Source organism: Halobaculum sp. MBLA0147, from assembly GCF_041361345.1.
Classification (GTDB): domain Archaea; phylum Halobacteriota; class Halobacteria; order Halobacteriales; family Haloferacaceae; genus JAHENP01.
On record NZ_JBGKAD010000001.1, the window covers coordinates 365011 to 378035 of the forward strand.

The window sequence follows — 13025 nt, forward strand, 5'->3', positions numbered from 1 at the left end:
ATCTCTTCTCCCGTTCCTGCCGTGTCGCTGTTCGTCGCACTCTTCGTGTTGACGACCTCGCAACTGGCTGGAACGAGTGCGCTGCTGTCGAGTGGGCCGACGCGGCTGAGCGGCGGTCTCGTCGTGTTGCTCGCCTTCGGCGCCTGCGCCTCGTTCGGGAACGGAGCCGTAACGGTCGGACTGGCGGCGCTGGTCTCGGAGGGCGCAACCGGCGACACACAGGGAGCGACCTTCGGTGTCACACAGGGAACCGGGAGTCTCGGGCGGACCGTCGGTCCGCCGCTCGCGGCCGCCTACGTCACCGTCTACTGGTCGCCGTTCGTCGCCGGCGCGCTCCCGTCGATCCCGGTCGCGTTGCTGGTGCGTCGGTGATCCACGAGCGACGGGTGTCGTCGACTGCCGAGGCGGTCAAAATCCGGCGCCCCCTCCACCGATCCCCCAGCCGACGCGATCCGACACGCCGAAAGAGATTACTACGACCCGTCGAACGTCCCTCTCGTGTTAGTCGTCCGTCGTTCGTGGTGAGTCGTCCGAGACCACCACACACGACCGGCCCGTCGGTACCCGACAGTCGTCTGTGAGTCGTTCGACCCACGACGACTGCCGGCGAGCTCGGCCACCCCTTCTGTCTCGTGACGACGCAGTTCGTCTCGCCAGCCGACCGATCACACAGTCACGACACCATGACAGACCACACGACTGACGACGGAACAGACGCGACCGACGACAGAAGAGACGCGACGGACGACGAAACAGACGCGACGACCACCGAGACGACCCGATCGAACGACGTCGAACCGGACACGACGGAGGATGTCGATCCGGACACCGAGATCGGTGAACGGGTCCTGCGCGGGCTCGCCGACCACGTCACACCACTGGAGACGACCGACCCGACCGCGCCGCGCGACGACCTCGACGCGTTCCCGGAGTCGGTGCTGGACGCCCAGATCGTCGGACTCGGCGAGGCGACCCACGGCACGCGGGAGTTCTTCCAGTTCAAAGACCGACTGATCCGCCACCTCGTCGCCGACCGCGGCGTGCGCCTCGTCTGTCTGGAGGCGAACGCTCCCGAGACACTGGCGTTGAACCGCTACGTCGTCCACGGCGAGGGTGACCCAGCCGCCGGACTCGCGGGCGTCTACTTCTGGACGTGGCAGGTCGAGGCGGTGCGGGATCTGCTGGAGTGGCTCCGCTCGTTCAACGAGGGACGGCCGGTGGCGGACCGCGTGCGGTTCCACGGACTCGACGTGCAGTACACCGCCGGCGCGGTCGACAGACTGGAGCGACTGTTGGAGACCGTCGCTCCCGAGACGTGCGAGGAACTCGCCGACGATTTGGCGACGCTCCACGACGACGGCGAGCGGGTCGACGAGGCAGACCACTCCGATGCTCGCGAGGCCGCACTGGCGCGTGTCCGGGACCGTCTCGGTGGCGCCGCCGACACGGATTCGTGCCTCTCCGACCCAGACGGCGACTGGGCCGCCGCCACGTCGGACCCCGACGCGATGGCCGCGACCGATCTCCATCTCTGTCTCGAGACGCTCGGCGGGGCGGTGGAGTACAAGCGTCGCGTCGCCGACTGGCGTGCGGCACGGGAGAGTGTGGACTCGACAGACGACGCGGACGACGGACGAGCCGACGAGTCGGACGACGACCGGGCAGCAGAGTCGAACCACGAGTCGGCAGAGGCGGCTGCGATGGCGGCGCTGCTCGGGACCCGCGACGAGGTGATGGCGGACCTCGTCGACACCATGTTGGACCGCACCGGCGCGGAGCGGGCGGTGATCTGGGGTCACGACGCGCACGTGAACCGCGACCGGAGCGGCCTCCGCGACCGCGACCTGTCGGGCACCTCCCTCGGGTCGGAACTCGCGGACCGTTACGGCCAGGACTACCGCGCCGTCGGGTTCGCCTGGGGTCACGGCGCGTTCCAGGCGATCGGACCGAGCGCGCTCGCACCAGACGGCAGCGAGTCTGGAACCACGGTCTCTGGCTCACAGGACGACGGGTCAGACGACGGTGCTGGGGAGTCCGAAGACGGGCCGTCGCTCGACCACGACCTCGCCGTCTGGGAGACGGACGGGCCACCGGCGAACTCACTGGACGCCGCACTCGCCGCGGCGGGCCACGACGTGTCCGTCCTCGACGTACGTGGAGCGGCGGGAGACGAGCGGGTTCGTGACTGGCTGGACACGCCCCAGAGACACCGATCCGTCGGGGCGACGTACGACCCACGCGAGCCGGAGACGTACGTCGTCACGTATCCGTACCCGGACGCCTTCGACGCCGTGGTGTTCGTCGACGAGACGACCGCCGCGCGACCGCTGGACGGTCGGGACTGAGGCGACGGCGACCGATTCCGAGTCTCGGAGCGGAGCCGTTCGACCGATCTCGTACCCACACCCGAACGCTCAAGCCCGTCGTCGGGGTAGCTCGCGGCCGTGATCGAGACCCACGAGGGACCGCCCCCAAGACCTCCCGTGCGGACGGCCGTGCTCGTTTCACCACTTCGCGAGGTGGTGTGACGTGTACGCCGGCCCCGGCGACGCGGAGTTCGGCTTCGAGCTGTTGGTGAGCCGCTGGGCCGAACTCGCCTGGCACCCGACTGCCGGGGACCGCCCCGCACTCGTCGCTCGGCAACTCGGCACGGGGAGCCGCCGCTGGGACACCGTCGTCGTGGAGGTCGATCCGGAGGCGTTCGCGGCGCGCCGCGCCCTCGGCGACCGTGGGCTAGACCGCGACCTGTTGCGTGTCGTCGAACGTGCGCCTGCGACGTTCGAGTGGTACCGCGACGCACTCCCCGATCCGGGGTTCTCGTGGCGGTACGTCCGCGCTGCCGTCCACCGCGCCGCCGGGCGTGACCTCGTCGAGACGCGCGAGGGCGCGAACGGCCGTGTCGAGTTCCGGCGCGTCCGGCCGTACCCCGACTGGGTGGAGCGACTGATCGCGATCGAGAACAAACCCGACCTGGACGCCGCCGCGGCGGACACACTCGCGGAACAGATCGAACACGACGTCGACTCCGGACTGCTCGACGAGGTGTGGGTCGCGACGGACGCCGACGAGTCGACACACGCGCTGTTGGAGTCGTTCCCGGTCGAGGCGGGCGTGATCGCCTGTGACTTCGGCGACGGCGTGGCACCCGGCGCCGCCGACGTTCGCTGGCACCCGTCGCGGCTGTCCGTCGACGACCAGCGCACGTCGGCGGACCGCGACGAGGACCCAGCGGCACACCCGAGCTACCGGCTGGAGTTGGCCGAACGGGCCTACGACGCCGGGTGGCGGTCGTACCACGAGACGATGCGCCCGGACTGCCGCGGGTTCGAACTCCGGCGGAGCGGCCGCGCGCTGGTACCGTACTGCACCGCGAAGGGGTGTCACCAGACGGCGAGCGAGTGTGCCGGATCGTGTCCCGACTTCGGTCCGGAGCCACCGCAGTGGCGGACGAACGGGTGGCCCGTCGACGGCGGCCCCGGAAAGGGGGTCCGGCGGCTCCTCGACCGGCGGCGCGAGCGACACCGGAGTGGGTTGGCCGCAGGAGAGACGGTCGACGAGTCCCCCGCGGACGGCGGGGACTGAGGAGATGGTCGCAGTGGGGCGACCGTGGGCAGAGAACGGCGGCGGCGTCAGTCCGTCGCCACCACGTCGACGGCGTCAGTCCGTCGCCACCACGTCGACGGCGTCAGTCCGTCGCCACCACGTCGACGGCGTCGCGGTCGACGGCGAGCCGGAACGTCGGCACCGTCCGGTAGATCACCTCGACGACGTTCTTCCGGCGGAGTGCCTGCAGTGCCGAGCGCACGTCCTCCGCGGACGGATCTACGTCGTAGGCGTCGCGGACGGACTGCAGCGTCGAGACGACGGACTGTGACCGCTCGTCTGGCCCCGCGAGCACGGCGAAGATCTGCGCCTGCAGCTCCGGGACCCGGATGCGGTCCGGTACTCCGTCACCGTCGCCGTCGCCGTCACCCTCGACGGCCGGCTCCGCGCCCGTGACTTCGGCGGCCTCGTCCGTCGCGCGGATCAGACTGTTGTCGTCGCGGTAGTAGTAGTCGCCCAGGTGGTCCTCGAGGTAGTGGTGGACCTCGCTGCCGGAGTCGAGTCCCCACCGCTCTTGGAGTTCCCCGTTCTTGGTGGGCTGGAGTCGCACGACGTCGGCGAGTCGCTCCCGCTCCTCGTCGGTGAGGCTCATTCGCTCTGGGCTTCCGCGGCCCCCTACTTGTGCGTCCCGGTCCGGCGGAAGGGTAGGTCCAGACACGTTGACGGGTGCAGGTGGCGCGCGAGAAACGCGCGAGGGAGGAGCGAGCGACCGCGAGCGTCTCGGGGCTTCCTGAGTGGTAGTCTCGTCCAGAGAATCACCCTTATCTGAACACTAGCGCGGAAGGCACCGAAGGAGTGAAATCGCTGTCCCGTCCACCTTCCGACGACCGAATGACCCGCGTCACCGATCTCTCCGTGCGTGACTTCAAGCCCGTCGAGGAGGCCTCGGTAGAACCGGGCGGGGTGAATCTCCTCGTCGGCCGCAACAACGTGGGGAAGACATCGTTACTGGAGGCGCTGCACCTCGCGCTGGACCCGAGTTCGATCTCACGGTTCGATGGGAATCTGGATAAGGTGGTGCGGGAGAGAGCCGAAGTTGCGGAACTGGTGGGTACTGTCTCGGGCGACGGAGCGACCGAGGATTTGCACGTGAACGTCGAACGGCCGTCCGAGGAGGAGGTTTCGCGTCAGTTCGAACAGGCCATCTCCAGAGCGCTCGATTCCATCATTGAGTTGCAGGACCACACTGAGGAAGAAATTGAAGAGATTCGTGAGATTAGAGATGAAGTGACCGATTCTCTATCCGGAATTGATAGTGAGACCCTCTCTCGACTTCTGGTTAGACACTCTGCAATACTGGAAGTTGAGAAGAATCGTTACGAGTATCTTCGAGTACCCCGAAACCACTTGTCCTTGTGGGATTTCGTCGAGCAACGATTATCTGAGTCTGTTCTAACACTTGATAAAATAGCAAATAAAAAGCTACGGGAGATCTTTTAATTCTAAAAGTGAAATATTTTCTGGTATAGAAATGGGTTACAAACTCGTGCAAGACGAGACCGACCGCGACTACCCCGTCCGCTTCGTCACGGACCCGGCGATCACGGACGACACGCCGGACCCCAACGCAGACGGCACCGCGATCCGTCGGAGTCGGATCGAGGACTTCCTCACAGAGGAGGAGATCGTCGACGGGTTGGTCGACTTCTCGTTCGACAGACTGGTGTTCGAGGACGGGGACGAGCGCGAAGAGGTGCCGTACGACTTCATGGGCTCGGGGTTCAAGACGCTCGTCGGCATCCTCTGGGAGTTGTACGACCCGGAGGCGGACAACGAGATCCTGCTGATCGAGGAGCCGGCGGTCCACATGCATCCCGGCTACGTGAACGAGTTCACACAGCAACTCCTCAGAGTCGCCCGCGAAGAGGAGGTGCAACTGTTCGTCACCACCCACCGCGAGGACCTGATCGAGTCGTTCTTCGCGCCGCCGACACAGCGCAGTCACGGCGAGTACCTCCGCGAGGAGTTCCAGGTGATCCAGATGACGGACCTCCTGACGAAACAGTTGGACTACGAACAGGCCGAGACGGAACTGGACGAGCTGAACACGGACCTCCGGGGAATCTGAGATGGCGTCGACGGTCGTGATGACGGAGGGCCGCCACGACGTAGAGTTCCTGAAAGTGCTCCACCGCTAGGCGACAGAGCGCCGCGACTACGACACGTTCCTCGCGGAGGAGACGGACGACACCCAGGAGAAACGGATTCGCCAACACCGCGTCGACGACGAGCTTCGGTGGCTGTACAAGGCCGAAGGTGGCCGGTCGAAGGTACTGAAGAAGTTCCGCTCGAACGCGCTCAGACTGGCAGCCGTCGAGTTGATCCTCCTCGTCGACCTGGACGGCGAGAGCTACGCGTCGTTCCAGGAGACGTTCAACGAGACACTCCACGCACACTACGACGGACAACTCCGCGTCGAGAGTCGAGACGACGAGTCGAACCGACACCTGCAACACCACGACTGCGCGGTGGTCGTCGGCGACGAGGAGTCGTACCGGTTCGACCTGCTCGCGTTCCACGACGATCTGGAGTCGGTGACCGGTGTAGAGCGTGGCGACGAGCGGCCGTCGTACCGCGAGGACTTCTCGGAGTACGTCGACGAGCACGAGAGCGTCTGTGCGGACGTGTGCGACGTACTACTCTGATTCGTACAGCTATATACACCCGCCGGCAGAACGTCGGCACGTGCCAGAGACAGATCTCGTCACACTCGATGTAGCCGACGACACGGGTGTCGCGACGCTCACCGTGGACCGACCGGACAGACTCAACGCGCTGAACGTCGACGTGCTCGAGGGCCTCCGCGAGGGGGTCGCCGAGGCGGAGGCGGCCGACGCCCGCACGCTCGTACTCGCCGGAGCGGGCGACGACGCCTTCGTCGCCGGGGCGGACATCTCGTACATGAAGGACCTCTCGACGCCGGAGGCGCAGGCGTACGCGGAACTCGGCCACGACGTGGCCCGCGACCTGGAGACGTTCCCCGCGCCCGTCGTCGCCGCCGTCGACGGCTACGCCTTCGGCGGCGGCAGCGAACTCGCGCTCGCCTGTGACCTCCGGGTGGCGAGCGAGTCCGCGGTGATCGGCCAGACGGAGATCGACCTCGGCATCGTCCCCGGCTGGGGCGGCACCCAGCGACTCCCGCGACTCGTCTCCGACGAGGTCGCGCGGCGGATGGTGTTCCTCGGCGAACGCCTCCCGGCAGAGGAGGCCGAGTCGGTCGGGCTCGTCGGCGAGGTCGTCGCCGACGAGGCGTTCGACGAGCACGTCGCCGAGTTGGCGGCACGACTCGCCGCACAGCCGCAGTTCGCGCTGGGGGCGGCGAAAGAGGCGCTGAACCTCGCCCACGAGGAGCCACTCCACGCCGGGTTGGCGACGGAACGTCGCCTGTGGAGCGGGCTGTTCGGGACGCACGACCAACGCGAGGGGATGGCTGCGTTCCTCGAAGATCGAGAACCGGAGTTCGAGTAGTTCGGTCTCTCACCCGCGCAACAAGTTGACGACCTCGTCGGCCACGTCCGGTTCGACGGCGACGACGTAGCGTCGACCGGGCGTCAGCGTCGTGTCCGGGCGAGCGATACGTTCCCCGTCGTGGTCCGAGATCACGAGCGTCCCGGCTGGGAACCGGACTTCCGACAACTGCCTGTTGGCTGCGGGGGCACCCTCTGCGACGCGGATCTCCATGATGTCGAGTTCGCCGGTCACGTCGGCCAGTGTCTCGACACCACCAGCGAGCACCTGGTTGGCCGCCGCGCGACCGCCGGCACGCTCCGGGAACACGACGGCGTCGACGAACTCGCCGTAGCGTTCCTGGCCCGGCGAGTCGATGCGACACACCGTCCGAACACCCTGCTGGAACTCGCGGGCGATCACACAGACAGCGAGGTTGACGCCGCTGTCACCGGTGAGTGCGGCGACCACGTCCGCGTCGTCGACACCCGCCTGTTCGAGTACGTCCGGGTCGCTGGCGTCGCCTCGGACGACGGTGGCGACGTACTCGTCGGCGACCCTGTCACAGCGGTCCCCGTCCGACTCGACGACGGTCACGTCGTGGCCGTAGCCACGGAGCCGCTGGACGGTCTCGAACCCGACTCGTCCCGCACCCGCGACGACGACGTTCAGCTTCCCCGGCATCACCCTCCACCTTCCTCGTCCCGCGTGTTCACCGTTTCGGCAGTGCCCGTGATCTGGCGGTCGCCACCGTGGTCGACACCCGTCGCGTCGACTGACGCCTCGGCGCCGACGTCCCGGGTGCTCGCCGTCTCTCGCTCCGGAACACCACCGTCCGTCGCCACCTCCGCGTCGGGGTCGCCACCGGGACCGCCACCACCGGGGACACCCTCGCCGCCGGACTCGTCGTCGCGCAACGACTCCAGTCCGTAGTAGGTCACGACACCGAGCCCGAGCCAGACGGCACCCAACCCCCACGTGAACGGGTCGATGAACACACCCAACACGAGGTTGAGGACGATCCCCAGCACCGGCGCGGCGGGGTACAGCGGCATCTCGAAGGGTCGGTTGAGGTTCGGCCGCTGGCGACGGAGCCGGATCACGCTCCCGTTGACCACGACGAACGACAACAGGAAGAACAGCGACGAGAGGTTCCCGACCTGCCGGATCGGGACGAACGCGACGGACAACACCATCACGACTGCGCTGGCGAGGATCGCCGCCGCGGGCGTCCCGAAGCGGTGGTGGATCTGGCCGAACCTCGGGAGCAGTCGCCCGTCCCGTCCCATCGAGAACGCGACCCGACTGGAGGCGATCACGACGGCGTTCAACGCGGTCAACGTCGAGAACACCGCGCCGAAGACGATCAGCGCCTCGCCGCCGCCGATCAGCGGGAACTCCGGCATGAACCCACCCGCCGCCGCCGCGATCCCCGTCTCGCCGGCCGAGCCGAGACGCTCGGCACCCAGGGTTCCGATAGCGACCCCCACGACGGAGAGGTAGACGATCACCGTCGCGCCCAGCGAGAGGAAGATCGCCCGCGGGATGTTCTCGCGGGGGTTCTCGACCTCCTCGGTGACGGTCGTGATGAGGTCGTACCCCTCGAAGGCGATGAACGTCAACCCCATCGCGGGGAGGATGTCTACCGGCGACTTCCCCGTCGGGAACAGCGGCTGGAACTCCGCCGTCGAGAAGACGGGTGCGGTGACGCCGAAGAAGACGAAGACGACGAGGATCAGCACCTTCGTGATCGTGAACACGGTCTCGGCCGACCCGGCGGCGGCGGTCGAGGCGGTGTTCAACAGGACCAGGAGGATCACCGCACCCAATGCGAGCCCGGTGATCGTCGTCTGGGCGACGGCCTCCGGCGGCGGCACGGTCCCCGTGAGGTAGACGTGTGCCAACTCCACCGCGTTGGGCGCGAACCCCAGTGCGTACAGCGCGCCGGCGATCATGTACGCGAACCAGAGCATCCACCCCATCAGGAAGGAGACGAGGTCGCCGAACACCTCGTTGACGAAGGCGTACCCCCCGCCGCTCTTCGGGATCGCACTCGCGAGTTCCGCGTACGACAGCCCCGTGAAGGTAGTCACCACCCCGTTCAACGCGAACACCAGGATCGCCGCCGGCCCGGCGGTCTCCGCCGCGAGCCCGGTCAACACGAAGATGCCGGCGCCGATCATGGCGCCCATCCCGATCATCGTCGCGTCCAACAGCCCCAGCTCGGCCTCCGGCGATCTGTCGCCGTGCGAACTCATCGTCGGTCCACCACGATCTGTGGCACACTGGCGACGCCGGGGACTTAGTTCGTGTGACGGATCCGACGCGCGTCGGACACTTTCACTCCCGTGGTGTCGGATCGGCCGCCGGCTCGGGGGGTTCGTCACCCGCGTCCGGGTCGGAGACCTGTGTGTACACCAACACCAGGGCGAGCACGCCGAGCCCGGCGACGAAGGCGAACGGGGCGACGTAGCCGATCCCTGCCAACACGCCGGAGACGAGCGGGCCGATGGCGGTGCCGAGCCCGAACCCGGTGGTGAGGATCGACAGCGTCGAGCCGGACTGCCCCTCGCCGGCGAGATCGCCCGCCAGCGCGAGCGACACCGGGAACACGAGCGCGACGGCGAGTCCCTGGACGGTGCGGGCGACGATCATCCCGACGCTCGTCGTGACGAACCCCTGCACGAGCGTCGAGGGAATCAACAGGACCAGTCCGCCGAGCACGAACAGTCGGCGGCCGTACCTGTCGGAGGCGTTCCCGATGGGAATCTGGAAGACGACGTTCGCCAACACCGCCGCCCCGAACTGGACGCCGAAGAGGAACGTCGTCTGGTTCAACCGCTCGTTGATCTGCCCCTCCAGCGTGGCGAACAGCGCGATCCCCATCGCCATCACGACGGTCGCGACGCCGAGGGTGAAGACCGGATCCAACAGCGTGTCGTCGCCGGTGACGCTGAGTTCCACGTCGTCGGCCGCCGCGGCACGCGTCTCCGTCGGGTCCTCGACGAGCAGGACGACCAGGAGGAACCCGAGCGCCGCCCCGACGACGGCGACCGCGAACGCCGTGTCGAAGCCGTACGCCTCCTTGACGCCGCCGGCGACGAGCGGACCGACCCCGAACCCGATCAGGCGGAACGTGTTGAACACGCCGAAGTTCCCGCCGCGCTCGGCCGCGTCGCCCACCTCGTTGACCAGCGCCACCGTCGCGGGGATCGTCAGCGCCGCGCCGATCCCCTGGAGCGCGCGCAAGCCGGCGAGGGCCGCGTAGCTGTCCGCGAACGGGTAGCCCGCACTGCCGACACCCAACACGGCGAGGCCGGCGAGGACGAACGCCCGTCGCCGCCCGAAACGGTCGGAGAGGCGTCCCGTGAGCGGCTGGAGCCCACTGTTGAGGAAGCCGAACAGCGAGAGCACGATCCCGATCAGCAGGGTGGTCGACAGCGAGGCGCCGGCGACCTCGGCGCCACCCTCGCCGACGACGCTGGCGACGTACGACGGCAACACGACGATGAGGAAGGAGTTCCCCAACGAGTCGGCCATCCGTGCGAACGCCAGCGCGAACACGCGCCTGTCCGTGTCGAGAACGCCCATCTACGATACGTCAGGGACGCGAGGGTGTTACCCGTTTGGGAGGCGGCGACCCCTCTCGTCGCCACAGTCCGGAACGACTCCGCGATCGACCGGGAGTCGCCCGATCCGTCACACCCTTCAGGGTCCACGCGTTACCCGGCGAGCATGAAGTTCTGCGACGACTGCGGTTCGATGATGAAGGCGGACGGAGACGTGTGGGTGTGTGGCTCCTGTGGCGCGGAGGAGCTGCGCGACGAGGCAGAGGAGGCGTCGATGTCAGTCACCGAGGGGCAAGAGGAGACCGAGGTGGTCGACGTGTCGGACGTGGACGACGCCCAGATCGGTCCCACCACGGAGATCCGCTGTCCCGAGTGTGGCAACGACCGCGCGAGCTACGAGATGAAACAGATCCGCGCCGCCGACGAGTCCGAGACGCGGTTCTTCACCTGTACCGAGTGCGAGCACAAGTGGCGCGAGGACGACCACTGATTCCGGGTCCGCCGGGCGGGCCGACCGGCGTGTCCGACCGCTCGCGCGCCGTCCGGTGCGTTTAATCCGCCGGTCGTCGACACGCCGACCGTGGCGTCACTACTCGTCGCGTCGGGGTTGGCACTGGTCGGGACGGTGATCGTCTGGCTCGCCGGCGGGCGACTGGAGGAGTCCAGCGCCGCGCTCGGTCGCTACTACGGGCTCCCACAGGTCGTGCAGGGGGCCGTGATCGCGGCCATCGGCTCGTCGTTCCCCGAGTTGTCCAGTTCCGTCCTCGCCGTGGTCCGACACGGGTCGTTCGATCTGGGTGTCGGTGCGGTCGTCGGGTCGGCGATCTTCAACATCCTCGTGATTCCGGGGATCGCCGCCCTGTCCGGGCGTGGGCTGGACGCCGACCGCGACGTGGTGTACAAGGAGGCACAGTTCTACATGCTGTCGGTGGCGGTGGTGCTGCTCGTGTTCTCGTTCGGGTTGATCTACTACCCCGGCGGGACCGGTGCGGGTGGAGTCGGACTGGCGACGATCACCCCCGGACTGGCGCTGATCCCCGTGGGACTGTACGCCGTCTACGTGTTCATCCAGTGGCAGGACGTGGGCGACGCGAACGTCGAGCGCGACACGCAGGTGTCCGCGGGCCGGGCGTGGCTGGTGCTCGCGGGGTCGCTGATCGCCATCTTACTGGGCGTCGAGGCACTCGTCGTCGCCGCGGAGGACTTCGGCGAGATCTTCGACACGCCGTCGTTCTTCTGGGGGCTGACGGTGATCGCCGCCGGGACGAGTCTCCCGGACACGGTCGTCTCCGTGCGTGCGGCCGAGGCCGGGCGCGGGCCGACGAGTCTCGCGAACGTGCTCGGCTCGAACGTGTTCGACCTGTTGATCGCCATCCCGGCGGGTGTGATCCTCGCCGGTGGGACAGTCGTGAGCTACGGCGCCGCGGTGCCGATGATGGCGATGCTCACCGTCGCCACCCTGTTGTTCCTCCTCGTCACGCGGACGGATCTGGTGTTGACGACGCGGGAGGGCGGGCTGCTCCTCGGAGCCTACGCCGCGTTCCTCGGGTGGGTCCTCGCCGAGGCCCTGGACGTGACGGCGCTGATACCGGGGGTGTGAGCGACTCGGCGGCGTCCTCCCGGAGCGAGCCGACTCAGCTCAACCCGGCACTGGGCTCCGTCCCCGCGTCGAGTTCCGGCGGCACGTCCACGTCTGCGACCCGATCGTGGAGGTGTGGCGCGTCCGTACTCGGGGCGTTCACGTCCGTCGACACCGGGTACGCGACCAACTCGTCGTCGGGGTACGGGGTGAGTAGGTCGGTGTGGACGGGCGCCACCCCGTCGTCCGCTTCTGGCGGGTCCGCGTGGAGCCAGTCGTCCTCGCGGTCCGGCGGGAGGACGACGGCCATCCTGTGGTGGAGTCGCGAGAGCAAGTCGTTCGGCTCCGTCGTGACGATCGTGAACGTCTCGCGGACGTCGTCGTCTCCGTCCCCGTCGCCGACGCCGAACTCGCCGAGCCCGGACTGTCTGGTCGGCGGAGACCACCGCTCCCAGAGTCCGGCGACGGCGAACGGTCGGTCGTCCGCGAACGCCACCCGGAACGGCTGGTTGTGGCCGTCGACCTCGGTCCACTCGTAGAACCCGGTGACGGGGACGAGACAGCGGCGGGCGCGGTAGGCGTCGGCGAACGACCGCTTCTCCGTCAGTGTCTCCGCACGGGCGTTGATCAGGTCGAACGACTCGTCGGCCCACGATGGTGTCAACCCCCACTCCATCCGCCGCACCTCCCCGCCGTCCGTGATCACCGGGAGTTCCTGTCCCGGCGCACAGTTGTACCGCGGCTCGAAGTCCTCCGGGAACGCGACGCCGAACCGGTCGGCCAGTGTCGACGGCGTGGCGTGCAGCGAGTAGCGTCCGCACATGAGA

The 13025-nt window shown here is 68.0% G+C and carries 14 protein-coding genes; 9 read left to right on the forward strand and 5 right to left on the reverse strand.

What is annotated here, in order from left to right; all coding sequences use genetic code 11:
• The first annotated feature begins 21 nt into the window (after positions 1 to 21).
• The 3 genes from RYH80_RS01800 to RYH80_RS01810 all read left to right on the forward strand — a co-directional run bounded on the left by RYH80_RS01800 (position 22) and on the right by RYH80_RS01810 (position 3582).
• A complete protein-coding gene (locus tag RYH80_RS01800; RefSeq protein WP_370902143.1) occupies positions 22 to 372 on the forward strand; it encodes an MFS transporter in 351 nt (116 codons plus the stop codon).
• 311 nt (positions 373 to 683) lie between these two features.
• Positions 684 to 2345: an erythromycin esterase family protein gene (locus RYH80_RS01805; protein WP_370902144.1), complete on the forward strand. Its 1662-nt coding sequence runs from the start codon at positions 684 to 686 to the stop codon at positions 2343 to 2345.
• 184 nt (positions 2346 to 2529) lie between these two features.
• A complete protein-coding gene (locus RYH80_RS01810) occupies positions 2530 to 3582 on the forward strand; it encodes a DUF5787 family protein (RefSeq protein WP_370902145.1) in 1053 nt (350 codons plus the stop codon).
• 103 nt (positions 3583 to 3685) lie between these two features.
• Here RYH80_RS01810 and RYH80_RS01815 read toward each other — a convergent pair whose 3' ends face one another.
• Positions 3686 to 4195 carry a DUF5797 family protein gene (locus RYH80_RS01815; RefSeq protein ID WP_370902146.1) on the reverse strand — a complete coding sequence of 170 codons (510 nt, stop codon included), beginning with the start codon at positions 4193 to 4195 and terminating at the stop codon, positions 3686 to 3688.
• A 239-nt stretch (positions 4196 to 4434) separates the two neighbouring features.
• Between RYH80_RS01815 and RYH80_RS01820 the strand changes: the two genes are divergently transcribed.
• From RYH80_RS01820 to RYH80_RS01835, 4 genes are all read left to right on the forward strand, one after another.
• A complete protein-coding gene (locus RYH80_RS01820; protein ID WP_370902147.1) occupies positions 4435 to 5043 on the forward strand; it encodes an AAA family ATPase in 609 nt (202 codons plus the stop codon).
• Between the two features lie 46 nt (positions 5044 to 5089).
• The gene (locus RYH80_RS01825; protein ID WP_370902148.1) at positions 5090 to 5671 is read left to right on the forward strand and encodes an AAA family ATPase; all 582 of its coding nucleotides are present in this window, start codon (positions 5090 to 5092) and stop codon (positions 5669 to 5671) included.
• A gap of 250 nt (positions 5672 to 5921) precedes the next feature.
• Positions 5922 to 6248, forward strand: a complete 327-nt coding sequence (locus RYH80_RS01830; protein WP_370902149.1) for a hypothetical protein — start codon at positions 5922 to 5924, stop codon at positions 6246 to 6248.
• 40 nt (positions 6249 to 6288) lie between these two features.
• Positions 6289 to 7071 (forward strand): enoyl-CoA hydratase/isomerase family protein, encoded by a 783-nt coding sequence (locus RYH80_RS01835; RefSeq protein WP_370902150.1) that lies wholly within the window; start codon positions 6289 to 6291, stop codon positions 7069 to 7071.
• Between the two features lie 9 nt (positions 7072 to 7080).
• On the opposite strand, the gene RYH80_RS01840 is transcribed toward RYH80_RS01835, so the two are convergent.
• The 3 genes from RYH80_RS01840 to RYH80_RS01850 form a co-directional block, all read right to left on the reverse strand.
• Positions 7081 to 7734 (reverse strand): potassium channel family protein, encoded by a 654-nt coding sequence (locus tag RYH80_RS01840; protein ID WP_370902151.1) that lies wholly within the window; start codon positions 7732 to 7734, stop codon positions 7081 to 7083.
• Positions 7734 to 9308, reverse strand: coding sequence for an APC family permease (locus RYH80_RS01845; protein ID WP_370902152.1), 1575 nt, complete (start codon positions 9306 to 9308; stop codon positions 7734 to 7736). Before RYH80_RS01845 ends, RYH80_RS01840 begins: the two co-directional genes overlap by 1 nt.
• Positions 9309 to 9390: 82 nt before the next feature.
• Positions 9391 to 10641 carry an MFS transporter gene (locus tag RYH80_RS01850; RefSeq protein ID WP_370902153.1) on the reverse strand — a complete coding sequence of 417 codons (1251 nt, stop codon included), beginning with the start codon at positions 10639 to 10641 and terminating at the stop codon, positions 9391 to 9393.
• A gap of 144 nt (positions 10642 to 10785) precedes the next feature.
• On the opposite strand from RYH80_RS01850, the gene RYH80_RS01855 reads away from it, so the two are divergent.
• Both RYH80_RS01855 and RYH80_RS01860 read left to right on the forward strand, forming a co-directional pair.
• Positions 10786 to 11109: a transcription factor S gene (locus RYH80_RS01855; RefSeq protein ID WP_370902154.1), complete on the forward strand. Its 324-nt coding sequence runs from the start codon at positions 10786 to 10788 to the stop codon at positions 11107 to 11109.
• A 90-nt stretch (positions 11110 to 11199) separates the two neighbouring features.
• On the forward strand, positions 11200 to 12219 hold the full coding sequence (locus RYH80_RS01860) for a sodium:calcium antiporter (RefSeq protein WP_370902155.1): 1020 nt from the start codon (positions 11200 to 11202) through the stop codon (positions 12217 to 12219).
• 34 nt (positions 12220 to 12253) lie between these two features.
• On the opposite strand, the gene RYH80_RS01865 is transcribed toward RYH80_RS01860, so the two are convergent.
• Positions 12254 to 13021: an SOS response-associated peptidase gene (locus tag RYH80_RS01865; RefSeq protein WP_370902156.1), complete on the reverse strand. Its 768-nt coding sequence runs from the start codon at positions 13019 to 13021 to the stop codon at positions 12254 to 12256.
• Between the last annotated feature and the right edge of the window lie 4 nt (positions 13022 to 13025).